This window comes from Rhodanobacter sp. B05, from assembly GCF_002001085.1.
GTDB lineage: Bacteria > Pseudomonadota > Gammaproteobacteria > Xanthomonadales > Rhodanobacteraceae > Rhodanobacter.
Genome location: NZ_MUNU01000014.1, coordinates 235,839 through 260,709, shown reverse-complemented (window position 1 = coordinate 260,709; position 24,871 = coordinate 235,839). Strand labels below are relative to the sequence as shown.

General features: G+C 66.6%; 18 protein-coding genes. 5 read left to right on the top strand and 13 right to left on the bottom strand.

Going from position 1 to position 24,871, the window contains the following annotated elements; genetic code table 11:
- Positions 1-275 precede the first annotated feature (275 nt).
- A complete protein-coding gene (locus B0E47_RS08615) occupies positions 276-1,661 on the top strand; it encodes an FAD-binding oxidoreductase (protein WP_168171035.1) in 1,386 nt (461 codons plus the stop codon).
- A gap of 73 nt (positions 1,662-1,734) precedes the next feature.
- Here B0E47_RS08615 and B0E47_RS08610 read toward each other — a convergent pair whose 3' ends face one another.
- Entirely contained in the window at positions 1,735-4,173 is a 2,439-nt protein-coding gene (locus B0E47_RS08610; RefSeq protein WP_168171034.1) for a winged helix-turn-helix domain-containing protein, read from the bottom strand.
- A 195-nt stretch (positions 4,174-4,368) separates the two neighbouring features.
- Between B0E47_RS08610 and B0E47_RS08605 the strand changes: the two genes are divergently transcribed.
- Positions 4,369-5,610, top strand: coding sequence for a ScyD/ScyE family protein (locus B0E47_RS08605; RefSeq protein WP_139351397.1), 1,242 nt, complete (start codon positions 4,369-4,371; stop codon positions 5,608-5,610).
- Between the two features lie 187 nt (positions 5,611-5,797).
- Here B0E47_RS08605 and B0E47_RS08600 read toward each other — a convergent pair whose 3' ends face one another.
- The 7 genes from B0E47_RS08600 to B0E47_RS08570 all read right to left on the bottom strand — a co-directional run bounded on the left by B0E47_RS08600 (position 5,798) and on the right by B0E47_RS08570 (position 12,708).
- Entirely contained in the window at positions 5,798-6,226 is a 429-nt protein-coding gene (locus B0E47_RS08600) for a type II toxin-antitoxin system death-on-curing family toxin (protein WP_077513677.1), read from the bottom strand.
- A 9-nt stretch (positions 6,227-6,235) separates the two neighbouring features.
- Positions 6,236-6,457, bottom strand: a complete 222-nt coding sequence (locus B0E47_RS08595; protein ID WP_077513675.1) for an AbrB/MazE/SpoVT family DNA-binding domain-containing protein — start codon at positions 6,455-6,457, stop codon at positions 6,236-6,238.
- 234 nt (positions 6,458-6,691) lie between these two features.
- Positions 6,692-8,464 (bottom strand): ABC transporter transmembrane domain-containing protein, encoded by a 1,773-nt coding sequence (locus B0E47_RS08590; RefSeq protein WP_077513673.1) that lies wholly within the window; start codon positions 8,462-8,464, stop codon positions 6,692-6,694.
- A 111-nt stretch (positions 8,465-8,575) separates the two neighbouring features.
- Entirely contained in the window at positions 8,576-9,172 is a 597-nt protein-coding gene (locus B0E47_RS08585; protein WP_077513671.1) for a YigZ family protein, read from the bottom strand.
- Entirely contained in the window at positions 9,169-10,173 is a 1,005-nt protein-coding gene (locus B0E47_RS08580; protein ID WP_077513670.1) for a hypothetical protein, read from the bottom strand. The genes B0E47_RS08585 and B0E47_RS08580 overlap by 4 nt, the downstream gene beginning before the upstream one ends.
- Entirely contained in the window at positions 10,170-10,724 is a 555-nt protein-coding gene (locus B0E47_RS08575) for an RNA polymerase sigma factor (RefSeq protein WP_077513668.1), read from the bottom strand. The genes B0E47_RS08580 and B0E47_RS08575 overlap by 4 nt, the downstream gene beginning before the upstream one ends.
- Positions 10,725-10,890: 166 nt before the next feature.
- Positions 10,891-12,708: a VWA domain-containing protein gene (locus B0E47_RS08570; protein ID WP_077513666.1), complete on the bottom strand. Its 1,818-nt coding sequence runs from the start codon at positions 12,706-12,708 to the stop codon at positions 10,891-10,893.
- 114 nt (positions 12,709-12,822) lie between these two features.
- Between B0E47_RS08570 and B0E47_RS08565 the strand changes: the two genes are divergently transcribed.
- Both B0E47_RS08565 and B0E47_RS16800 read left to right on the top strand, forming a co-directional pair.
- Positions 12,823-13,296 (top strand): DUF1456 family protein, encoded by a 474-nt coding sequence (locus B0E47_RS08565; protein ID WP_077513783.1) that lies wholly within the window; start codon positions 12,823-12,825, stop codon positions 13,294-13,296.
- Between the two features lie 287 nt (positions 13,297-13,583).
- Positions 13,584-14,309, top strand: coding sequence for a hypothetical protein (locus B0E47_RS16800; RefSeq protein ID WP_139351396.1), 726 nt, complete (start codon positions 13,584-13,586; stop codon positions 14,307-14,309).
- Positions 14,310-14,501: 192 nt separating this feature from the next.
- Here the strand turns inward: B0E47_RS16800 and B0E47_RS08560 are convergent, their stop codons facing one another.
- Together B0E47_RS08560 and B0E47_RS08555 are read right to left on the bottom strand one after the other, a co-directional pair.
- Positions 14,502-17,927: a glycosyltransferase gene (locus B0E47_RS08560; RefSeq protein ID WP_077513664.1), complete on the bottom strand. Its 3,426-nt coding sequence runs from the start codon at positions 17,925-17,927 to the stop codon at positions 14,502-14,504.
- A 96-nt stretch (positions 17,928-18,023) separates the two neighbouring features.
- The gene (locus B0E47_RS08555) at positions 18,024-19,457 is read right to left on the bottom strand and encodes a phospholipase (protein ID WP_077513662.1); all 1,434 of its coding nucleotides are present in this window, start codon (positions 19,455-19,457) and stop codon (positions 18,024-18,026) included.
- Positions 19,458-19,540: 83 nt separating this feature from the next.
- Here B0E47_RS08555 and B0E47_RS08550 point away from each other — a divergent pair, with 83 nt between their 5' ends.
- Positions 19,541-20,443 carry a YdcF family protein gene (locus B0E47_RS08550; protein ID WP_254422869.1) on the top strand — a complete coding sequence of 301 codons (903 nt, stop codon included), beginning with the start codon at positions 19,541-19,543 and terminating at the stop codon, positions 20,441-20,443.
- On the opposite strand, the gene B0E47_RS08545 is transcribed toward B0E47_RS08550, so the two are convergent.
- From B0E47_RS08545 to B0E47_RS08535, 3 genes are all read right to left on the bottom strand, one after another.
- Complete coding sequence (locus B0E47_RS08545; RefSeq protein WP_077513779.1) at positions 20,430-21,866, bottom strand: aldehyde dehydrogenase family protein; 1,437 nt, start codon at positions 21,864-21,866, stop codon at positions 20,430-20,432. The two genes, B0E47_RS08550 and B0E47_RS08545, sit on opposite strands and share 14 nt — an antisense overlap.
- A gap of 65 nt (positions 21,867-21,931) precedes the next feature.
- On the bottom strand, positions 21,932-23,281 hold the full coding sequence (xseA, locus tag B0E47_RS08540) for an exodeoxyribonuclease VII large subunit (RefSeq protein WP_077513660.1): 1,350 nt from the start codon (positions 23,279-23,281) through the stop codon (positions 21,932-21,934).
- Positions 23,282-23,379: 98 nt separating this feature from the next.
- Positions 23,380-24,840, bottom strand: a complete 1,461-nt coding sequence (locus tag B0E47_RS08535) for a phospholipase D-like domain-containing protein (RefSeq protein WP_077513658.1) — start codon at positions 24,838-24,840, stop codon at positions 23,380-23,382.
- Positions 24,841-24,871 lie beyond the last annotated feature (31 nt).

The window sequence follows — 24,871 nt, the reverse complement described above, 5'->3', positions numbered from 1 at the left end:
AGCCAAGCGCTGCCGGTGGCGAAAACGCGCGGACAGCCACCATCCGGCGGCACTGGCTCGGCGATCAGGCGAAAGCGCATGCTTGCGTCGGAACCAGCCCATTATCGAATCCTCACCATACGCTCATGAAACGAAGTCGGTGGTGAGGTCATAGTGAGCACAGGACCGCACCAGGTGTGTGCAGGTGAATGCGGCGGGCGACCTCTGTCGAGTCCTGTTTCCAGCATGGACCTCGTTGCAGGAATGCGGTTTGCGACGTCAAGTGGAGGGCGCTGATGGGCATCGAATCGAGTCAAGCCACATCGCACGCGTGGCAGCGACTGGCTGCGGCCATGCGCGGTGCCCTGTTGCTTCCCGGCCATCCGGACTATGAGGAACGTCGGCATGTCTGGAACGGCGCCATTGACCGCCGGCCGTCCGGCATTGCGCGTTGCGCCGACGCCGAAGACGTCAGCATTGCGGTCAAGTTCGCGGCCAGCGAACACCATCCGCTCACCGTGCGCGGCGGTGGCCACAATGTGGCGGGGCTGGCGGTGCGCGACGACAGCCTGATGCTGGATCTTGGCGCGCTGAATCGCGTCGAGGTGGATGCGCAGGCGCGCATCGTGCGGGTCGAAGGCGGCGCCTTGTGGCGCGAGGTGGATGCCGCGACACAGCCGCACGGTCTTGCCACCACCGGCGGTTTCGTTTCGAGCACCGGCGTCGGAGGTTTGACCCTGGGTGGCGGTGTCGGCTGGCTGATGCGGCGTTGCGGTCTGGCGATCGACAATTTGATCGCCGCCGACGTCGTCCTGGCGGATGGCCGTTGTGTCGTTGCCAGCGCCGACCAGCATGCCGACTTGTTCTGGGCATTGCGTGGCGGCGCCGGCGGTTTCGGCGTGGTGACGAGGTTTGCCTTTCGCCTGCATGCGATCGGCGAGGTGCTGGCCGGAGCCGTATTCCATCCGGTCGAGGCGGCGCCCGCGCTGCTGCGCGCCTTTCGTGCATTCACCCCGTTGGCACCGGAGCAGGGCACGCTCATGCTGGTGTTCACGACGGCGCCGCCCGCGCCGTTCCTGCCGGCACAGGTGCATGGTCAACGTGTCGTGGCGTTGGCCTACTGCTGGAGTGGCGACCCCGCGCATGGCGAGCAGGCACTCGCGCCGCTCACCGGTTTCGGCGAGCCGCTGGGCCGGGTCGGCGGCGTCATGCCGTACGCCGCCTGGCAGCAGTCCTTCGACGCGCATGCCCCTGCCGGCGATCACTACTACTGGACGACCTCGATCTTCGACGCGCTCGATGACGCCCTGATCGATGCGCTCGTCCCGGATGCCGCCGCGCCACCCGATCCCATGTGCGAAGTGCATGTGCACCATCTGGGCGGTGCGGTCGCTGCGATGCCGGCCGATGCCAGCGCGTTCGTGCATCGTGATGCGCCCTTTTTCATCAACGCGATCGGCCGTACGCAGGCAGCGGGCAAATTCACCGAGGTACGCGCGTGGGCGCGGGGACTGCGGTCTTCGCTGGCGCCTTGGGCGCGTGAGGGAATGCAGCCGAATTTCGCCGGTGAAGTCAGCGATTGGCATGCCAAAGCGCATGATGCGCTCACGAGCAAGCGCTTGGAGAGCCTGCGCCGGAAGTACGATCCGGCCGGATTATTTCTGCCCGTACGCAACGATTAGCAGAGTGTTGTAGACACCCTGCTGATGCGGGCCACGGATGGCTCGCCACGAATCAGGCACGCCTAGCAGCCTGTCAGGCGGCGAGTTCGGTCAATAACAGGCGCGCCTGCTCGACTACATCCTCGAGCCGCGTAGTGGCACCCTGTTGCCGGGCGGCCTCGAACGCCATGCCGAGCATTTCACGCGCACTGGCTTCGGCTTCGGCGTGAGCAGAGATCCATTGCGGGAACAGCGGCGCAGCGGTCAGCTCGCGCCCGCGCGCGGCAGCGGCGAGCAGCCGCGCTGCGCAGTCGGCATCGCCTTGCCTGAGCGCAAGATAAGCTGCGCCTTCGACACAACCAGCGATGCCGCGCCGGCTCTGCAACCCGATGCACACGTCCAGATTGCGCAGCCAGTCCTGCGCTGCACCGCGTACATCATCGAGCTGGAACCTCTGCAAGGCACGATTGATCAACACGTAACCGTGCTGGAAGACATCGTCACCAGGCGATGAGGTCAGTTCGGCGGCTTCGCTCATCCACGCCTCTGCGTCACGATGCTGACCACGCATCGCGCACCCAATGCCCCGGCTCAGCAGCGCCACCGACCGCAGCCAGCCTGAAGCACGCTCCCTGGCCACGGACAGGGCCGATTCCACACACTGTTCCGAGCCGTCGAAGTCACCGCAGCCCGCAAGCACGAACGCAAGCATGCCTTGGCCTGACGCGGCGAGCACATCGTCGCCGAGCTGCACGGCGAGGCTGATGCCCTCCTGCAGTAACACGATGGCGCGTTGGTGCATCGAGCGATGGTGATAGGCGATGCCATTGGCGATGAGCGCACGCGCACGATGCAAGGTTGGTGCGTGCGATGCCTCAAGCGCCGAGTCCAGCCAATGGCTTGCCTGGTAGTACTCGCCTTGTACCCTGAAGTACCAGCACAGATTGGCGCAGAGCATGAGCGCGCCCTCGGCGAGATCCGCCTGCGCCAGTGCGTAGTCGAATGCCGCCTGCAGGTTCGCCTGCTCCCGCAGCACCCGCTCGTTCCAGAGTTGCTGGCGTTCACCACGTATTTCTGCATCCACGCGTGTCGTGAAATCGATGCAATGCGCCACGTGCGCCCGCCTGACGCGCGCCTCGTCGTCGCTTTTGCCGAGGTGCGCCAGTGCAAACAGGCGCACGCTGTCGAGCAGGTTGTAACGCGGTGGATTGATGCCGGCATCGACCACAACCAGCGATTTGTCGACGAGTCCGCCCAGCAGGTCCAGCGTCTGTTCACCGTCGAGTTCGAAAGCTGCACCGATGGCCATGGCACCATCCAGCGTCCATCCGCCAGCGAACACGCCCAGGGCGTACAGCAACGCCTGCTCCCGCTCTGACAACAGCGCGAAACTCCACTCGATCAGTGCACCCAGTGTTTGGTGGTGGGCCGTTCGTCCGGTTGGCGCATCCGCCAGCCACCGGAAACGATCTTGCATGCGCAGCAGCAATTGCTCGGGACTCAACAGGCGCAGGCGCGCCGCGGCCAGTTCCAGCGCGAGCGGCAAACCATCCAGGCGGCGGCACACCTCGGCTACGGCGCCGGCATTCGTCGGCGTCAGCGTGAGTCCTGAAGCCAGCGAACGCGACCGTTCCAGCAACAGTTGCACGGCAGGCACCATGGCCAGACGCGCGACTTTTTCGGCGGTGGCCCAGGCTCCCGATGCGGGCGCTTCCAAAGGAGGCAGCGAATAAATTGTTTCACCGGTGCAATGCAAACACTGCTGACTGGTTACCAGCACGCGCAGCTCAGCGCACAGGGATAGCAAAGGCGCGACGAGGTGACTGAGCGGTTCGGCCACCCGCTCACAGTTGTCGAGCAGCAGCAGAACACGGCGCGTCCGCAGTACCTCGGCCAGTCTTTCGAGGAGATTGTCCTCGTCAGGCGCTTCACGGATGCCGAAAGCATCGGCCAGTGTGCGTGCCAGCCTTTCGCCACCTGTGTGCAGGGTGTAGTCGAACAACCAGACCCCATCCGGAAATGCCTGCGCGCACACACGCGCCGTTTCCAGCGCGGCTTGCGTCTTGCCGATGCCGCCGGGTCCGGTGACCGTCACCAGCCGCACACTGCCGAGCAACCCCCTGAGCTCGACGATCACTCGCTCACGCCCGATCAGCGTGCCGGTACGCTCAGGCAAACGAGCGTGCGCGGGCGGAGCAAAACTCAACACGGGTGGTGCTGCGCCCGACGTGCTGGTCAGTGGCGCGATGAAGCGGTAACCCAGGCCGCGCACGGTCTGGATGTAGCGTGGCGACTTGATGTCGTCGTCTAGCGCGCGTCGTATCTGGACAATGAGGCGATTGAGCGTTGCCTCGGTGACATAGGTATGGCCCCAGACCGCATCGAGCAGCTGGTCGCGGTTGAGCATCTGGTCCGGATGAACCAGAAATTCGAGCAGCACCGCGAAAGCCTTGGGCTCGAGACCAACTTCTGTCCCGGCGCGAGTCAAACGATGCGCACCGACATCCACCTGCACGTCGGCGAAGGAGAACACGCCAACTGCAGTCGCAAGTCCTGTAGGTCTGCCGGTGCCCATCGCTGCATTATCACCCCGATCAGCGACACGCGATCACGTGAGGTTGGCGCGATTTCTCACGATTTCCCTATCGCTCCCTCATGAATCCAGGTTCGGTGAATAGCATGCTCCTACGCGAGCCGCTGCGGACTGGCGGTCGGATCGTCCTCGACGTTGTCGGGCGGTTTGTTACTGCGAGGCGACGCGGCACCGCCCGATCTGCCGCATTCTCCCTGGAGGGGATTTCCCATGATTGCTCACAAGCTTCTCCTCGCCAGTGCCTTGGCGCTTGGCCTCAACCTTGCGGTATCGCCGACCATTGCCGCCGCTGCGCAGACGGCGCCGCCCAATGCGAACGATATCGCCAGTCTGGTGCAGACCCATACCGGCTATCCGGTCAAGATGTCGATCTACGCCACCGGCCTCGATGACCCGCGTGGCTTGAAATTTGGCCCCGACGGTGACTTGTACGTCGCTGAAGGTGGCGGCGGCGGCACCCTCTCGACCACGCCGATGCAATGCGCACAGGTGCCGAATGTCGGCCCGTACACGGGCAGCCGCACGGGCGGGCGGATCTCGCGGATCGACCATCACGGCCACCGCATCACCGTCACCGACAAGTTCCCGTCCAGCCAGACCAACGCGCAGCAAGGTTCGCTGATCAGCGGTGTGGCCGATGTCGCCTTCATCGACGATACCTTGTACGCAATTACCGCTGGAGCCGGCTGTTCCCACGGCGTTGCCGGCACGTTCAACGGCGTGGCGCGGATCGGCCATGACGGCTCGATCCACTGGATCGCCAACCTCAGCGAATACCAAATGCACCACCCCGTGCAGAATCCCAATGCGGGCGATTTCGAGCCGGACGGCACCTGGTATTCCATGGTGGCGGTGCGAGGCAATCTCTACGCGGTGGAGCCCAATCATGGCGAAATGGTGAAGATCACGCCCTACGGCGAGATCCGACGCATCGTGGATATCTCGGCCCTGGAGGGACACATCGTGCCGACCGCACTGGCGCATCACGGGCAGTTTTTTATCGGCAATCTCAACACATTCCCGATCGTGTCCGGGTCGTCCAAGGTGCTCCAGCTCACATGGAACAGGCAACTCTGGCAGGTGGCAGGGCAGTTGACCACGGTGGTCGGCATCGCCTTCGACAAGTGGGGGCGGATGTATGTGCTGGAGAACACCACCGGCCAGGGCAACTTGTTCCCGACGCCGGGCACAGGCGACGTGGTGCGCATCGAATCGTCGGGCGCGCGCAAGACCATCATCAGCGGCCTCGTGCTGCCCACCGCCATGACCTTCGGGCCGGACGGCGCGCTGTATGTCTCCAATGGCGGGTTCGGCTTGCCGCCCGGCATGGGCCAGGTATTGCGATTCGACCTTGACGGCTGGCGCCATGCGCCGTAGCCGATGAAGGCAGGGCGACCCGCAGTCCGCGGCGGGTCCGTCCCCCGGGAGCGCACGGCGCCGCCCGGTTCACCCGCCGGTGAGGCGAACAACGGTTGCGGGTTGTCGGGAAAGGTGCCGGGGACAATTTCCGGCACGTTGTCATTGGCGGTCCCGGGAATGAGCGGAAGCATCGCCGTGCACGGCTTCAGCGCCGGTAGCGTGCGCGCGGCTCGTTCACCCGCTTGCTGCTGTCCAGGCTGATGTGCTGGCGCAGCCAGTCGGCGAACTCGGCTTCGGACAGGCTGCCTTCGGCTAGGGCGAGATACCGCAGATACAGTTCGGGGTCGTCGGCGTTGAGTGTGCCGCCGTTGAGCATGATGAAGGCTTCGCATGCCACGGCTGCCGTGCGCTTGTTGCCGTCGACGAAGGGGTGGTTGCGTGCCAGGCCGAAGGCGAGGCTGGCGGCGAGGTCGGCAAGATCGGGCGGCGGATCGCCGTAGGCGTGCAGCTGTTGCGGGCGGGCCAGCGCTGAATCCAGCAGGCTTTCGTCACGCACGCCGCTGCCGCCGCCGTGCTCGGCCAGCTGGCGTTCGTGGATGGCGATGGCCAGTTGTTTCTCGATCCAGGCAATCATGGCTGCCCTCTACTGTGCCAGTTTGCGCAGCAGGGCACGCCGCTTGCGCATGACTGCCTCGGCCACTTCCATCTGCTTGGCCAGGGTCGGGTCGTAGGTCGTGAGCCGGATGCCGTCGGGGGTTTCCAGCGCGAACAGTTCGTCGCCTTTTTCCAGGCGCAGGCGCGCCAGCAGTTCGCGCGGCAGGATGACGCCGGCGGAGTTGCCGATGGTGGTGATTTTCAGCTTCATGGTGGCCTCCGGAGCATGTTATAACGTATGTTATACGCCAGGATAGGCTCAATGCAATGCGTTCGCGAGCCGGCGCGGCGAGCAGGGGTTGGCAACGTGGCAGGCCTCCCCGACGTTCGATCGCCACCGCGCAGTTTCAAGCTGATGCGGCGCGACGAGTCTTCAGCGCGCATTTTCGATGGCCGTGCGTTGACCAAATGAGCGGCGGGGAAAACGAACAGCCGCAGCAGGCCCTCACGCCACAAACTGCAACCGCGCCAGCTCTGCATACAAGCCACCTTCGGCCAGCAGACTCTCATGCGTGCCTTGCGCCACGATGCGGCCACCATCCAGAACCACGATGCGGTCGGCGCGTTGCACGGTGGCCAGGCGGTGGGCGATGACGAGGGTGGTGCGGCCTTTCTCCAGCCGCTCCAATGCCTGCTGGATGGCCGCTTCGGATTGCGCATCGAGTGACGAGGTGGCTTCGTCGAGCAGCAGCAGCGGGGCGTCGCGCAGGATCGCGCGGGCGATCGCGATGCGCTGGCGCTGGCCGCCGGAGAGGCGCACGCCGCGCTCGCCCATTTCGGCCCGGTAACCGTCGTTGAGCGCGCTGATGAAGTCGTGCGCTTCGGCGGCGCGGGCCGCTACACGCACTTCCTCGTCGCTGGCGCCTTCGCGGCCGAAGCGGATGTTGTCGGCGGCGCTGCCGCTGAAGATCACGGTTTCCTGCGGCACCAGCGCGATCGCGCTGCGCAGGTCGGCCAGGGTCACCGCGCGCAGGTCGATGTCGTCGATGCTGATGGTGCCGCTCTGTGGATCGTAGAAGCGCAGCAGCAGCGAGAACACCGTGCTCTTGCCGGCGCCGGACGGGCCGACCAGGGCGACGGTTTCGCCGGGGCGCACGTCCAGGGTGAAGTCGTGCAGGGCGGCGGTGTCGGGTCGGGTCGGGTAGTGGAAGCTCACCCGGTCGAAATGCAGCGCGCCGCTGACCGGGCGCGGCAGCGCCAGCGGCTGTGCCGGTTCGACGATTTCCGGGCGCTCGTCGAGCAGTTCGCCCAGGCGTTCCATCGCACCGGCTGCTCGCAGCACGTCGCCCCACACTTCCGACAGGCCGGCGACCGAGCCGGCGGCGAATACCGCGTACAGCACGAACTGGCCCAGCACGCCGGGGTCCAGTGTGCCGGCCAGCACGTGGCGCGCACCGGCCCACAGCACCAGGGTGATCGCGCCGAACACCAGCACGATCACCGCCATGGTCAGCAGGGCGCGCATGCCGATGCGCCGGCGCGCGGTGGCCAGCGCGCGCAGGATCGCGTTGCTGTAGCGGGTGCTTTCGATGTTTTCGCGGGCGTAGGCCTTCACCGCGGTGGAGGCGTTCAATGTTTCGTTGGCGATCGCCGCAGCATCGGCGAGGCGGTCCTGGCTGGCGCGCGAGAGTTTCTGCACGCGGCGGCCGAACACCAGGATCGGCAGCATCACCGCCGGGATCACCAGCGCGGTGAGTCCGGCCAGCGACGGCGCGGTCCAGATCATCATGGCGCTGGCGCCGATCAGCATCACCGCGCTGCGCAGCGCCACCGACACGCCGGAGCCGATCAGCGCCTGCACCACTTCGGTGTCGGCGCTGAGCCGCGACAGCAGTTCGCCGACGCGGCTGCGCTCGAAGAAACCGACGTCGAGCCGGATCACCTGCGCGTACAGCGTCTGCCGCAGCGAGGCCAGCGCGCGTTCGCTGAGCAGGGTGATGCAGAAGTAGCGCGCGGCGGTGGCGACGGCGAGCACCAGCGCGACGCCGAACAGGGCGATGAAGGTCTCGTTGATCACCGCCTGGCTGGAATGGCCGAAGCCCTTGTCGATGATATGACGGAACGCCAGCGGCAGTACCAGCGAGGCGCCCGACGAGAGGCCGAGGAACAGCAGCCACCCGAACGCCAGCGCGCGATGCGGTTTCAGGAATGGCCACAGTCCGCGCAGCGCGCCGATGCGACGGGAAGAGCGGGGTTTGTCGGGGCTGGCGGCGCTCATGGATTCTCGCGGGATCGATCGGATGGGCGCACGGAAGCGCGGACGCGGGCAATGCCATCCAAGGTGGGGCGTGCATGGGCCGATTCAATCCTTGCCGAGGCGATCGAGCGGTCAGTCCATCGGTCTTGCCACGCTGCGGCCACGGCTGATGTCGCCGACCAGCTGGATCGCTTCGTCCACGCGATCGCGCGGCAGGCGCAGTTGCAGCTCGACGCCATCGGCCGCGAAGTGCTCTTGTTCGATTTCGCCCTGCAGCTCCTTGAGGCGCGCCTTGAGCAGGGCCAGCTCGGCAAATTCGCAGCGCACCTCCAGGCGCGTCATCGCGACGAGGGCAACGCGCTCGGCTTGGCGCAGGCACTCGGCCGTGGTGCCGCCATACGCGCGCACCAGGCCGCCGGCGCCGAGCTTGATGCCGCCATACCAGCGCGTCACCACCACCGCCACGCCATCCATCTGCTGGCCGTCGATCGCCTGCAGGATGGGTCGCCCGGCAGTGCCGCCCGGTTCGCCGTCGTCGTTGAAGCGGTAGCCGTCGCCGATACGCCAGGCCCAGCAGTTGTGCGTGGCGGCGGGGTCGGCGACTTCGCGCAAAAAGGCCAGCGCCTGTTCCGCCGAACTGACCGGGGCGGCGATGGCGAGGAAGCGGCTTTTCCGGATTTCCTGCTGATGGCGGCAGCGCTGGACCAGGGTGGACAGCGTGTCGCTCATGGTTCCTGCAGCTGGGCCTGCAGCGCGGGCGGCAGCGGCCATTGCGGATGCGCCTGCCGGAACGCGCGCAGCCGCGGCAGTGCCTGATCGCGCTGACCCTGGTCGAACAATCGCCGGATCTTCTCCAGCTCCTGTGCCGGCGTATCGCCCGGTTGTTGCGCGGTGCCGTTGTCGCGGGCGGCTTCGTTCGTTGCCACGGGCGCCGAGGCCGGCATGAGTTTCGCGGCGCTCGGCGCGGCGGCTGCCCGATCGACCATGCCGCTCACGGCGTTGGCGGAAACTTCCTGAGGCGGCGCGGGCGGCGCAGGCGGGGGTGGTGGCGTCGATGGAGCGGCTGCGGCGAGCTCGGCGACCGGTGGTGGCGCAACCACCGACCTGGCGGCAGCCTTGCGTCGGGCGAACTGCAGCGCGTCGTTCTGCTTCAGTTTCTTCGCGGCAGAAACTTGCATGACGATCTGCCGATCGGCGGATGGCGGCGCCGACCGCGCAACAGGCTCGGGCAAAACGGTGGGCGTCAGCGGCGCGGCCAGCGGTACCACCGCGGGGCTGGCTTGGTCCGCCGCTGCCGGGGTGCGGGCGGCCGTTGCCTCTTCATGCGCGACCGGCGCCGACTGGGGCGGGCTCGATCCGCGCATATGCCAGGCGAGGCCGGCCACCAGGACCAGGCTGGCGGCGCTGCCCAGCGCGATCAGCCAGGATGGCGTTCGGCGCCGCCGCGCGCGGGCGGCGGATTCGATCGAACGGAGCTGCTCGACGTTGCTGTCGGAAACAGGCTTCGGATGAACCCAGTCGCCGGGCTCGCGCGGCCCCTTGCGCCGTTCGACCCGCGCCTCGTCATCGGCGCCTTCCAGTGCCTGCGCCGCAGCACGCAGCACGGCGGCGTCCAGTTCGGGGCTGGGCGCGCTCTGCGGCAACTGACGATACAACGCGGCCAGCTCGGCTTCGCCGGGCAGCTTGTCGTCCCTGGTGGACGGATCGGTCGGTGGCAGCGGCGTGGTCATTCGGACAGCACTTCACGTAAGCGGGTCATGGCGTAACGCAGGCGCGATTTCACCGTTTCGCGGCCGGTGCCGGTCACGCTGGCGATCTCCTCCAGGCTGAGTTCCTGTTCCAGTCGCAGCAGCACGACGGTGCGTTGTTCGCGCGGCAGTTGTTCGATCGCGCGCTGCAGGTTGCGACGACGCTCGAACTCGGACAGCGTGTGATCGGGCTGCTCGCGGTCCGGGCTGGCGACTTGCGCCAATGCCACCTCGGCTTCGTCGCCGCCGGCCATCGGTCGCTGCCGACGCAATCCGTCGATCATCAGATTGTGCGCGATCTGCAGCAGCCAGGTGCTGAATTTCGCCTGCGGCTGGTAGCGCGCGCGGGCGCTGATCACCCGGCTCCAGGTTTCCTGGAACAACTCGTCGGTACGATGCGGGTCGCGCAGGCTGCGCAGCAGGAATCGATACAGCATGCCACGGTGTTTTGCGTACAACGCCTCAAACGCGGCCAGGTCGCCGCGCGCGTAGGCCAGCATCAGCATCGCATCGGGGTCGACCGCAGCATCCATGGGATGCGAGGGTAAGCCAAATTGTCGTGGATCGGGTAAACCGTGTCGTCCGGATGTCCGGGCATGCACCGGTTCCGGCCCCGTCGAGTGGCCGCAGCAGGGGAAGACGGCAGCGGGGAGGCTGGCTGCGGTCATCGCTGCGATCCACGCGACGGGGCCGGAATGCTCAACGGGCGGCGGTGTCGCGCGTCGACTGGCCCGGTGTGGCCAGGCCCTCGGCCAGCCTGACCAGTTGCACGAAGCCGGCCCGATAACCGTCGACGTCGCTGCCGCGTGCGCCATGGGCGAGCCGGGCGATCCGTTCGTAATCGAAGCCATCCAGGTACTTGCCGCCGCGCAGGGCGTCGGCAAACGCCGCCACGGCAGCGGCGTAGCGCAGGCGCTCGCTCGGCTGCGCTTCGGCTTGCGCGGCGATCGGCTGTTCGATCAACCTGCTTTGCGCCTGCCCCGGCAGCTTGTAGCGCAGGCGCAGGAAGGCCAGTTCGTCGCCGCGCCTGGCCGGCTCGGCGTGGCTGCCGTAGCGCAGCGGGTCGATGCGCGCCGCTTCCGAGCCGGTCGGCGTGATCTCGTAGATCGCGGTGACGTTGGCACCGGCACCGATCTCGCCGGCATCGACCTTGTCATTGTTGAAATCCTCGCGCTTGAGCATGCGCTTCTCGTAGCCGATCAGGCGGTATTCCTGCACCTGCGCCGGATTGAACTCGACCTGGATCTTCACGTCTTTCGCGATCGTCAGCAGGGTGGCGGACATCTCGTCGACCAGCACGCGACGGCCTTCGGCCAGGCTGTCGATGTAGTGGTGGCTGCCGTTGCCCGCGTCGGCCAGCATCACCGCCATGGCATCGTTGTAGTTGTCCTGGCCGAAGCCCAGCGTGGTCAACGCCACGCCGCTCTTGCGGTGATCCTCGACCATCGTCTTCAGCGCTTCCTGGTCGACCGTGCCGACGTTGAAGTCGCCGTCGGTGGCCAGGATCACCCGGTTCACGCCGCCCTGGATGAAGCCCTGCTCGGCCTGCGCGTAAGCCAGTTCGATGCCGGCGCCGCCATTGGTGGAGCCGCCGGCACCCAGGCCGTCGATCGCCGCATCGATGGTGGCGTGCTGGTCGCCGGCCGTGGAGGGCAGGGCGACGCCGGCGTAACCGGCGTAGGTGACGATCGCCACATGATCCTGATGGCGCAACTCGCGCACCAGTTGTTTCAGCGAGGCCTTGAGCAGGGGCAGCTTGTCCGGTTCGTCCATCGAGCCGGAGGTATCGATCAGGAACACCAGGTTGGATGCCGGGATCTGTGCTTTCGGCACGCGATAGCCCTGGATACCCACCAGCAGCAGCTGGCGTTTGGCGTTCCATGGCGCCGGCGCGAGTTCGGTGGTGACGCTGAAAGGTTGCTCGCGATCGGCCGGCGGCGTGTAGCCGTAATCGAAATAGTTGATGAATTCCTCCGCGCGCACCGCGTCGGCCGGTGGCAGCCGACCTTCGTTCAACATGCGCCGTACATTGGTATACGAACCCGTGTCGACGTCGATGCTGAAGGTGGACACTGGTTGCTCGCTGACCAGCTGCACGGGGTTGCTGTCGCGATGGGTGTAGTTCTCGCGGTTGATGTCGCCCGGCATCGGCCGAAGCAGGATCGGCATCGGCATGTAGGCCATGCGCTTCGCACTCTGCGCGTTGTAGGACATCGCGGCGATCTCGGCCACCGCCGGTGGTGCGGGCGGGGCGGGTGCTGCCACCGGCTGGTGTTCGACCCGGCCCGATGCGGCTGGCAAGGTCGGCTCGGCCAGGTTGTCAGTCTTGCCCACGCGCTTGTCCTGCGCCAGCGTGACCGGTGCCCGTTTGGCCAGCGGCTGTTCGACGGGCGGCAGCGGGGATGCGCTTTCGTTCTTGCGCACAGCGGTGTCGGTCGCAGGCTTGGACACGCTGCAGCCGGTGACGATCACCAGCAAGGCCAGCAGCAGGCTGCGCAGCAGGGCTTTCAGTTTCATGGGGCGCTTCTCCTCTCTCGTGGTGAAAGGTGAAACGCGGCAGGCACGCAAACGGGGTCAAGGCGGGCGCGGCGCGGTAGCATGGCGCTCCTGGGCGACACCCATCGGAACGACATGATCAACAACGACGTATTGCGCTCCATCCGCTACATGCTCGACCTGAGCGACGGCAAGGTGGTCGAACTCATCCATCTGGCGGACGCAAGCGCTCCGATCGGGAAAGAAGACGTGCAGGCGTTCCTGAAGAAGGATGGCGAGCCGGGCTACGCGGAATGCAGCAACAGGACGCTGGCGCTGTTCCTGGACGGGCTGGTGTTCCACCGCCGCGGCAAGGACGACAGTCGCCCGCCGCGGCCGCCGGAGAAGCGCGTCACCAACAACGTGGTGCTGAAGAAGCTGCGCGTGGCGTTCGAGCTGAAGGACGTCGACATGCACGAGATCCTCGAGGCAGCCGGCTTCCCGATCTCCAAGCCCGAGCTCAGCGCGCTGTTTCGCCAGAGCGACCACAAGAACTTCAAGCTCTGCGGCGACCAGCTGCTGCGCAATTTCCTGAAGGGGCTGACGATGCGGGTGCGTGGTTCGCAGTGAGCTGTTGATGTGGGCTTTGGCTGGTCATTGCTTGCACGGTCCATCGATGTATTCCAACAGACAACTTCGCCGGGAGAGCGATTGAATCCATGCTGCGCCGGCTACTGATACTTGCCATTTTTCTAGTCATCATGCTTCTGATCTATTTTCGATCAAGCGGCGATGTAACCGTTGCTCGGAGAGGGGTTTCAACGCCGTCAGTTTTGTCAAAATCTGAGTATGTGAACAGTCCCGGCCCGAGAACGCCACCACTCTGGCAACCTCTGCAAGTGAGCCAGGCGACTCTCATGGAACTGGCGAGCTCGGGCGATCGAACTGCCGCCGACAGGCTCTTTGCCGAGTCGATGCGCTGCCTCAAGGCAATTCGTATGAAGGACTTTTTCAAGGGCATGGACTACGCAGCATGGCTAGCTGAAAACCGAAAGCTTCTGGAAGCCATGGATCCACCAACTCGTGCCCGTACAATGACTACTGTGAATGCCAATATCGAGTTGATAGAAACCTCGAGTCGGCTCTGTGAAAATGCAAAAGCCGGCCTTTCTGACGGACAAATTTACGGCATCGCATTGGCTGCGGCGCGACTGGGAAACGATGATGCGACTGCTTGTCTTTTGGGTGGTTTCTATGATCCGCCAAAGATGAATCCTGAGCAGGCACAGGCATTCGATACCGAAGCCATGGAGCTTGGCCGGCGGGCACTAAACAACGGAAACTGGAATACGGTGCTGGCGCTGCAAACGGTTTACGCAACCGTAGGCGTCGAAGGTCAGACAGGACCGGTTTCCCATATCAGTCACGCTGACTACTTGAAAGTCCTCAGTCTTCTGCTTCGAGGAACGCCGCGAAATGCATCAGGGCTCTTGCCGCTTGAGCAACAGGTCAAGGCGTTGAAGCCGACGTTAAGTCCAGCAGATAGATTCGCAGCCGAGCGGTGGGCTGACGATATGTATGCGCGCGTATTCTTTGCCAGCGGTCCGGCACCAAGCATGAATTCCACGGGCTGTGATTACTAACCTGCCGTTAGGCGCCTTTGTCTGCCAAGCCTGTAAAGCCGCGTTGCTCAGATGCTCACCGCTGAATTGTTGAGCGGCTTGCTCCAGCGCAACTGTTACGCAGGCGATGCGCCGCGAGCGTGGTCCGATCTGGCTGTTCCTCAAACGACGCAATAAATCCTGCGGATAGGTGCTGTCCACGTGAGGCCAGCCTCAGTGCTCTGGATTTCCCCCCGAGTTCACCGTCGCCTTGCGCTCCTGCCGTCCCCAGCCAACCGATGGCCCGCGAATAGCCGTCCATACGGAGCGCACCACTACGTAGTACATCAGCTGGCGGTAGCCGAAGCGTTGCAGGACGAGCCACCACATCAGGCTCCAGCGTTCTTTCTTTTCCATCGCGAAGGCGAGGGCGGCGGCGCCGAGGTCGACGGCCATGAAGGCGGCGTAGAAGATCAGCATCTTCATCAGGTTGGTGTCGTTGAACTGGCCGCGGTGCTGCAGGTAGTCCAGGCCGGTGGCGACGAGCTGCCAGACCAGCACCAGGTCGATCAGCGGCGAGACCACCGAGAACAGGATCTGGAACAGCCACACCTGCGGCAACGCGACCATGCCCAGCGCGCGATAGCGCGGGCGGAAGGTGGCATCGCGATGTTTCCACAGGCACTGCAGGGTGCCGTAGGACCAGCGGAAGCGCTGGCGGGCCAGGCCGCCAGCGGTATCCGGTGCTTCGGTCCAGGCGATCGCCTCGCTGTCGAACAAGGTGTGGTAACCGGCCTTCTGCACCGCCAGGGTAAGATCCTGGTCCTCGGCCAGCGTGTCGGCAGGAAAGCCACCGAGTTGCTCCAGCACCTCGCGCCGCCACGCGCCGACCGCGCCGGGCACCACGGTGATCGCACCCAGCGCGGCCAGCGCGCGGCGCTCCAGGTTCTGCGCGGTGATGTATTCCAGCGCCTGCCATACGGTGATCAGGTTGATCCGGTTGCCGACCTTGGCATTGCCGGCGACGGCACCGACGGTTGGGTCGACGAACCAGCGCACCAGTCGCGGAATCGTCTCCGGCTCGAACTGCGTATCGGCGTCCAGCGCCACCACCACCGTGCCATGCGATTCGTGCAGCGCGGTGTTCACCGCATGCGCCTTGCCGCCGTTGGGAATGGTCAGCAGGCGCACGCGCGGTTCATCGGCGTAATGCTCGCGCACCACTGCCGAGGTGGCGTCGACCGAACCGTCGTCGACCACGATGACCTCGAGGTTCGCGTAGCGGCTGCGGAGGATCTGGCGGATCGAGCTGGCGATCACCTTCTCCTCGTTGTAGGCGGGAATCAGCACCGAGACCCGCGGCGGCTCGTCGCCGAGCACCGGCGCCGCGCGACGGCGTTCGCGCAGGCGATTGAGCAGCGCCAGGCCGCCGAGCAGCAGCAGCCGGCCGACGCCCAGCGTGATCGCGGCCACCAGCAGCCAGCGAATGACATGGCCGAACAGGCCCAGGGCCAGGAACACCGAGCGATCCGCCCAGCGCGACAGCGAGCCGGGCGGCAGCGCCGGCATGGTCTGCTCGCGGGTCAACCCGGCCAGGGTGGATACGGTGACGAAGTCGTAGCCCCGCGCGCGCAAGCCGTCGATGATGCGCGGCAGCGCGGCCACGGTCTGCTCGCGGTCGCCGCCACCGTCGTGCAGCAGCACGACCTGGCCCTTGCGCTCGACATTGGTGGTGTCGATGCCGTTCAGCACGTTGTTGACGATGGCGTCGACACCCGGGCGCTGCCAGTCTTCCGCGTCGACGTGCAGGCCGACCGAGATGTAGCCCATCTTCTGCGCCAGCTCGATCGGCACCAGTTCGTCGGCGGTGGTCGGTTCGGCATCGCCGAAATATGGCGCGCGGAACAGCCGCATGGAACGGCCGGTGAGTGCCTCGAACAGGCGCTGGGTGGCATTGAGTTCCAGCGCCACGATGCCGGGCGGGCTCTCGCCCAGGTTGGGATGGGTGAAGGTGTGGTTGCCGACGTCGTCGCCCTCGTCGACTTCGCGCTGGACCAGCTTCGGCGACATCTCCGCATTGGCGCCGATGATGAAGAACGTCGCCGGCACCCGTTTGGCCTTGAGGATGTCGAGGATCTGCGGCGTCCATTCCGGATCGGGGCCGTCGTCGAAGGTCAGCGCGATCTTGTGCGGCAGCGTGCCGGCGCGCCTGATCACGTAGGTGCTGGGCAGGCTGACATAGGTCTCGTCGTCGATGCTGCCGTCGTCCTTGTCCAGCGTGACGGTGCGTGCGCCGGGCGACGGTTCGGCGGCGATCTCCAGCACCTCGCCCTGGCCTTCGATGTCGATGTCCTCGCCCTGGCCGATGGTCTGCAGTTGCGTGGGCGCGGCGGCGCCATAGGGGCGACCGAGTGCCGACCATGTCGAGGGATCCTCCGAGCCGAGACGCCACAGCGCATAGCCGTAGGGCTTGTAGTCGTCGGCGGCGTGGATCTGGTTGTACGCGGTGACGCCGTCGAGGAACCAGACCTGGTGCGTGGTGCCGTCGTCGTCGCTGTAGGAGTAGTGCGGGTTCTGCGAATCCTGGTCGAAGCCGATCTCCGCCTGGGCGTCGGATGCGCGATCCATGGCGTCCTGGAAGGTCAGCGCCTCGGCCGTGCGGCCCTTCGCCCAGTCGTAGCCATAGCTGCCGATGGCGACGATGGTCTGATCCGGGTCGAGCACCTTCATGCGCTGCGCCAGCGTGCGCTCGAACCAGTCCTGGCCGGCGATGCTGCCCGGGTCCTTGCCGGCCCAGTGCTGGTCGTAGGCCATCAGCAATTCGAAGTCGACGATGTCGGCATAGCCGGCGTAGTCCCAGCCCGGGTCGTCGAACGGCACCGACAGCGCGATGCCCCAGCCATGCGGGTCGAACGCGTCGTTCAGTTCGGACAGGAATACCTTGAGGTCCTTCTGCGCCGCTTCGGGCACTTCCTCGAAATCGATCGTGACGCCCTGGAAACGGTTCGCCGCGATGAAGGCGACGATCTGCGCGATGCGCGCCTGGCGCTGCGCGGGATCGACGAGCATGCGCGCCAGGCCCTTGCCATCCCAGTTGCCGCCCACGGCATTCTGCAGCAGCGGCAGGATCGGCGTGGAAGGTTTCTGCGTGCGGATGAGGTTCAGCGCCTTGGCGTCGACGCTGGTATGCAGGGCCATGTCCGGCCCGCTGATGTTCATCCAGGTCGGGATCACCCAGTCCAGGGTCGGTAGCGCACGCTTCAGGGCCGGATAGCTGTTGTCGTCCCAGTTGACGTAGAAGCCGATCGCCAGCGGACGTCCCACCGGCTTGTCGAGCGACGGTGGCGGGATGTGCAGCGCCGCCGGCTTGCTGGCATGCGTATGCGGTGCATGCAGCAGTTTCTGCCGTGCGCGCACTTCTGCCGCCAGCCTTGCCGCGGACTTGAGCAACTCCGGGGCGGCAGCCTTCACGTTCGCCAGGGCATGCCGGGTCTTGGCCTGTTCGCCGATGTGCAGGCCGCTCATGTTCGGCCGCACGAACAGGCTGATCGCACAGGCGAGCACGAACAGCGTGCTGATCACTCCGGCGCTCAGTGCCAGTCGCGACACATGGGTGGCACGCCGGCCGGTGGGGTCGAAGAAGATCGGTTTCTTTTGCATGCCTGTCGGGAATGGCGAACTTACGGAGTCGCCCGGGGATGCCCCGCATCTTAATCGGGTCGGCGCACCGGGTGAGGCTGTCGACCCGGCGACTGTTCAGCTGATCACGGGCCCCGGCTCGGGCTGGCTGAAGTCTTGCGGCACCAGGTTCTGGGTCAGCCGGAACACGCCTTCCTGGATCTTGCGCGACAGCACCACGTCGAGCACGGTGGTCTGGTGGGCGCCGAACATGGGGAGCAGGTCGTCGCCCGTCCGGGTGGCCGCCAGCGCGTGGTGAACCAGGCCGCCCAGGTCGACCGGTTGCACGCTGGCGCCATAGGGGCCGTGGCTGACCACGGCGGGACGCAGCGTGTTGCGGTTGTTGCGGGGATCGGCTACGCGGGCGTCGCCGACAAGCAGGCTGTAGTCGAGCAACAGCGAAATGGTGGCGGCCTGCTTCGAGTTGGCCTGGCGATCGAGCATGAACCCCGCGGGCATCAGGTTGGCGCTGGCCTGGGCGCCGGCGGTGAGCAGGAAGCCGGCACCGGTCAACGGTTCGCCGGCCTGGTCGGTGAGCCGCACGATGAGCATGCTGCGCGGGTCGTGAATGTGCACGCGCGGCGCGAACGGGCCGGCCGGTTCCAGTTCCACCTTGTTGGCGTCGCGTGCGGCGTTTTCGGCATCGAATGCATCGCACAGGGTCGTGTAACCGGCGGCATCGCGGATCGACAGGCAGCGCAGGATCGCCTGCACGGTAGCGGGCGCCGCCTGCGCCATGATGCCGTGCGCATCGCCGGAGTGCGACGCATCGGCGATCAGCTTGAACGCACAACGCGGGCCAGGGCTGAGGTTGAGCACCAGCGTGTCGCTGTCGGTTGCGCCGTGCGGCGACAGCACGGCGTGTCGCGCATTGAGGTTGGCGGCCGCGATGCGTACCACGCCATCGGAGCCGTCCTCGCCGGTATAGCTGTTGAGATGATCGTACAGCGCACGGTCGGGGCGATCGCCGATCAGCACGAACAGGAATTGTCCGCGCGCCAGCGGACTCTCGCTGTGGATGTAATCCAGGTTGAGCGACAGCGACGCGGCGCTGCCCAGCTCCAGCCAGTCGAGGATGCGCTGGCCAGGCTCCACCCCGGAGAACCACGACTTCAACCGGCCGAACACGCTCTTGCCCAGTTGCGCCAGGGCGGAGCCGAAGTTGGCGGGCGCCAGCATCACCAGATGGCTGAGGCGGATCGTGCTGCAGATGCCGGGTTGGTCGCGTTGCGCGCGCAGCCATTCGCGCACCACCGGGCCGCCGGTGGAATGTGTGACGCAGGCGAAGCTGGCGTCGAGCAGATGGAGATCGCGCAGGGCGTGGTCGAAGCCGCGCACCAGGTCGGCCATGGTCACGGCATCGTCGAAGCTGACGTATTCGGAAAGCCAGATGTCGGCCAGGGTCAGCGCCAGGCCCGCCGCGGCCGCCTGCTGCTGCAGCTGCTGCGGCATCTGGCCGTAGGTCGAGGTGTTGGTGGCGCTCCAGCCGTGGACGAACACGAGGGTGGTCATGGTTGCGCTCCCGGGTGAAGCCTGATCGACCCTCGCCGGCATGCGCGCCGTGGTTCGAGGGCAACTGGATCCGTCAACCGCAGATGGCGCCGATCGTCGCGCAGTTCGCGTCGTCAGGGAAGCCTTCGGACCCGCGGCAGGGATTGCTGGCGCGCCGCATGGGTTACGCTGCGCTCCTCGCCGCGGTGGTGTCGATCATGATTTTTTCGGTCCTTGCGCTGTTGATCCTGCTGGGCTGCCTCGCCCGTTGGCGCGGCATGCGCTGGCTGAGCGTCGGAGCGGGAGCGCTGGCCGTGCTGCTGTTCCTGCTGACGGGTTGCGGAGTGCTGCCGCGCGTGCTGCTGCAGCGGCTGGAGTCGCCTTATGCGTTGCGTCCGGCGCTGGATTGGGCTCCGCACAATGCGATCGTGCTGCTCACCGGCGATTCGGTCTACGTGCCGCACGACAAGGTCGAACCGAGCATGAGCGCCTATGGCCGGATCACCGAGGCGGCCGTGCTGTACCGCGACTGCCGGCAGGCGCAGGTTGCCTGCAAATTGCTGGTCAGCGGCGGCGATCCGTCGCACATGGACACCACGCTGGCGGCGTCGTACGGGGCGGTGCTGGGTCAGCTCGGGGTGCCGGCCGAGGATCTGATCCTGGAGACGCGCAGCAACACCACCTGGCAGAACGCGCAGTTCTCCCGCCCGCTGCTGGCCCGGCTGGATGCACCGCGGGTGTGGCTGGTCAGCTCGGCCTGGCACCTGCGCCGCGGCGTGCTGTATTTCGGCCACTTCGGCATCGTGGCCACGCCGGTACGCGCCGATTACCTGCGCGGACAATTGATCGGCTGGCCGTCGGCATCGAACTTCGTGCTCGCGGACATCGCGCTGCACGAATACCTCGGCATCGCGCGCTACCGCGTGTATAACCTGCTGGGCTGGAACGCGCCCGGCTTGCCGCCGTTGCCGCAGAGCGCCGCGGCCGACGCGGTCACGAAGCGCTGAGGCGCATCACCATCAGCCGCGTCTCGGTCATGTCCTCGATCGCGTAGCGCAGGCCTTCGCGGCCCAGCCCGGACAGCTTGACGCCGCCGTAGGGCATGTTGTCGACGCGGAAGCTGGGGATGTCGTTGACGATCACGCCGCCCTGTTCCAGTTCGTTCCACGCGCGCATCGCGTGGTCGAGGCTGTCGGTGAAGATGCCGGCCTGCAGGCCGTAGTCGGAATCGTTGACCATCGCGATGGCGTCGTCGAACGTCGTGAACGGGGCGAGCAGGGCGAACGGGCCGAACGCTTCCATGCGGTTCGCCTTCGCGTCGGCCGGCACGCTTTCCATCAATGTGGCCTCAAGCATGTTGCCGTCGCGCCCGCCGCCGCACAGGATCCGGCCGCCCGCCTTCCTCGCTTCCATGATCCAGCCATGCAGGCGCTCGGCGGCGGCCTCGTCGATCATCGGGCCGAGGAAGACGGTCTTGTCCTTCGGATCGCCGGCCTTGAGCTTCCTGGTGGCCGCGACCAGCTTGCGTTTCAGTGCTTCGTAGATGTCCGCGTGGGCGTAGATGCGCTGCACGCCGATGCAGCTCTGGCCGGACTGGTAGAACGCGCCGAACACCAGCCGCTCGACCACGTGGTCGAGATGGGGATCCTGGTCCGCGTCGACGATGCAGGCCGCATTGCCGCCCAGTTCCAGCACCACCTTCTTGCGTCCGGCGCGCGCCTTCAGCTCCCAGCCGATCTGGCCGCCGGTGAACGAAAGCAGCTTGAAGCGTTCGTCCTCGACCAGTGGCGCGGCATGCTTGCCGTCCAGCGGAAGGATCGAGAATGCGCCGCGCGGCAAGTCGGTCTCGGCCAGCACCTCGCCGATGATCAGCGCGCCGATCGGAGTCTTCTCCGATGGCTTCAGCACGAACGGGCAGCCCGCGGCGATCGCCGGTGCCACCTTGTGCGCCACCAGGTTCAGCGGAAAGTTGAACGGCGTGATGAAGGACACCGGCCCCAGCGGCACCCGTTTGGTGTAACCGTGATAGCCGTCCAGACGGCTGGCCAGTTCCAGGTTCAGCGTTTCGCCGTTGATCCGCACGGCCTCTTCGGCTGCGATCCGGAACGTCTCGATCAGGCGGGTCACCTCGCCGGCGGAATCCTTGATCGGTTTGCCGGCCTCGATGCACAGCGCCTCAGCCAGTTCGTCGCGGCGCTCCACGAAGCGCTGCGCGCAATGCTGCAGCACGGCCTGGCGCGCCCACGGCTTGAAGTCTCGCATCGGCTTGGCGGCTTTCACCGCCGCCGCGATGGCTTTCTCGACGGCCTTTGCATCGGGTAGAGCGACCCGCGTGGCAAGCTTGCCGCTGTACTTGTCCAGCACCGCAAGATTGGTATTCGGCTGTTGCGGCCGGTTGGCGAGGTAGTAAGGATAGGTTTTCCTGAGCATGGCGCGGGTCGCTGGTGAGGTCGCACCAAGCATAGACGCGCTGCGTGTTCAGTGAATGTGTTCGATCAGTCCTTGCCGACCTTGAGCGGCAATTCGCCATCGATCAGGCGCGCGCGCAGCGGGGTGCCGGCGGTCACGTTCCTTGCCGAGCGCAATACCTGTCCCTGGCTGTCGAAGATGATCGCGTAGCCGCGCTCCAGCGTGGCCAGCGGGCTCACTGCGTGCAGCGCGTGGCCGGCATGACGCAGCGCTGTCTGCCGGCGTTCGAGGATGTGTGTGATCGCGCGGCGCAAGCGCTGATCCTGTTCGGCCAGCCGGCGCGCCAGCAGCGGTAGTTGCGCGCGCGGATGCCGGGCCAGCAGACGCGCTTGCAGCCGTTCCAGCCGGGCATGCCGCTGCTGGCCTTGTTCGCGCAGCACGGCACCGAGGCGGTGTTGCAGGTGCTGCAGGCGCTCGCGATCGCGTGCCAGTCGCGCCTGCGGTCGCTGCGTCTGCAGTCGCGCCAGCAGGTGGTCGACGCGCTGCGCGTGGGCCTGCAACTGGCGTTGCTGCAAGGTAGCCAGGCGGTGCTGCAACTGCTGCAGGTGGCGATCGATCGCCACCGCGTCCGGCACCAGCAATTCGGCGGCGGCCGAGGGCGTGGGCGCGCGCAGGTCGGCGACGAAGTCCGCGATGCTGAAGTCGATCTCGTGCCCGACGGCGGAGACCACCGGCACCTTGCTCGCGTGGATCTGCCGCGCCACCGCTTCATCGTTGAAGGCCCACAGATCTTCCAGCGAGCCGCCGCCGCGGGTCAGCAGCAGCACGTCGTAGCGGCCGCTGGCCGAGGCCTTGCGCAGCATGGCGACGATGGCGGGCGGCGCTTCGCGGCCCTGCACCGGCACCGGCAGTACCTCGACGTCGGCCAGCGGCCAGCGTCGCGCCAGCACGCTCAGCACATCGCGTACCGCCGCGCCGGTGGCCGAGGTGATCACACCGATGCGCCGGGCAAACCGGGGCAGGGCGCGCTTGCGCGTCTGCTCGAACAGGCCTTCGGCATCCAGTCGCGCCTTCAGTTGCTCGAACTCGCGTTGCAGGGCGCCTTCGCCGGCCGGTTCCATGTACTCGGCGACCAGCTGGAACTCGCCGCGCGGCTCGTACAGCCCGACCTTTGCGCGCAGCAGCACCTGCATGCCATCGGCTGGACGAAAACGCAGCAGCGAGGCCTTCATCTTGAACATCGCGCAACGCACCTGCGCGCCGCTGTCCTTCAGGGTGAAGTACAGATGCCCGGAGGCGGGCTTGGCCACGTTGGAGAGCTCACCCTCGATCCACACCTGCGGCAAGGCATCGCCCAGCAGGTCGCGCACCAGCCGGTTGAGCGAACTGGGGGTGAGCACATGCCGCGGCGCGGCGTCGTCGGACAGGTCTGGCATAGGGCTGGGAGCCTAGCATGGCGGAATGGCCAAGTCTTGGAAAAACATCCGCTTGGAACACCAAGCGCATGAAGAGCCTGAGGTGGCGTTGCCCGCCGTCAGGCTTCTTCGGACTCGCCCTGGCCGCGCTGTCGGCGCTGGCGCACGCGCCAGCCACGGATGCCCAGATTGAGGGCGAACCAGGCGCACAGCAAGGCGACCGGCCAGCCGATCCAGGCTGGCCACAGGATCGCCACCACGGCCAGTGCGGCGAGCACCAGCGTGGCCAGGAACAGCGGCATGGCCGAGGTGTCGCCAAGCACCCGCCGCTGGGTCAGCGCGGCACCCACGCTGTTGGCGATGCGCAACGCACCGGCGGCAGCACGGCCGGAACTGCCGCCGCCATGGCGCACGCGGGACGGTCGCGTTTCGCTGCTGCGCACCTGCTCGCTGCGACCGGCGCGGCGGCGCGGCGCCAGCACGATCTCGGTGGCATTGGCCAGATCGCGTTCGTACTGGGCGGCGAGCTGGCCGGCAAAGCCGGCATCCTCGATCGCCACATCCAGCTCCTGGTTGCCCAGCCAGCTGGCGATATTGAGATTGGACGAGCCCACCCGTGCCCACTGTCCGTCGGCCACCGCGGTCTTGGCGTGCAGCATCGAGCCGTTCCATTCGAACACGCGGATGCCGGCCTTCAACAGCGGCCGGTAGCCCGCACGCGACATCCCTGCCACGGCGGGGATGTCGCTGCTGCCCGGCACCAGCAGGCGCACGTCGACGCCATCGCGGGCCGCCGCCACCAGCGCCTGCACGTAAGGTGCCATGCCCACGAAGTAGGCGTCGGTGAGCCACAGTGTCTTGCTCGCCAGCGAGGCGACCAGCTGGTCGAGCCGGTACATGCCGGCGGTGGCGGGCTGGGTGGCGATCAGGCGCAGCGATACGTCGCCCGCTGCCGTGGCCGATCCCGACGGGGATGAAAACTCGCGCAGCGCGGCGCCGGTCTCGCCCCAGCTTTGCGCGAACGCAGCTTCCAGTTCGCCGACCACCGGGCCGCGCAGCGCCACGCCCGTATCGCGCCAGGGCGGTACGTCGCGTACGGGATCGCCCAGCCATTTCGCGCTGATGCACACGCCGGAGAGGAAGCCGGTCACGCCGTCGACCGTCAGCGACTTGCGATGATCGCGGCTGAGCCAGCCGAACGGCTGGCCCAGTTGCAGCGGGTTGTACACGCGCACCTCGCCGCCGGCCGCGCGCAAGGGCGCCCAGAACCCGCTGCGCGACTGGCCGAGGCAGCCCATCCAGTCCACCACCACGGCCACGAACACGCCGGCCTGCGCGCGTTCGACCAGCGCATCGCGAAACTCGCGACCGACGGCATCGTCGCGGATGATGTAGTTCTCCAGCAGCACGCGTTGCCGGGCGCCGCGAATCGCCTCAAGCCACGCGGCGTAGTTGGCGGCCGCATCGATCAGCAACTCCACCGCATTGCCGCCGAGCAGGGGCGCACCGGCGGCGCGGCTGAGCGCCTGCTGCGCCAGCAGGCGACTGGACGAGGATGACGGCAGCAACGGCGTAGGCATGTGAAGGAGTGTAGGCGATGGCCCGTCGGTG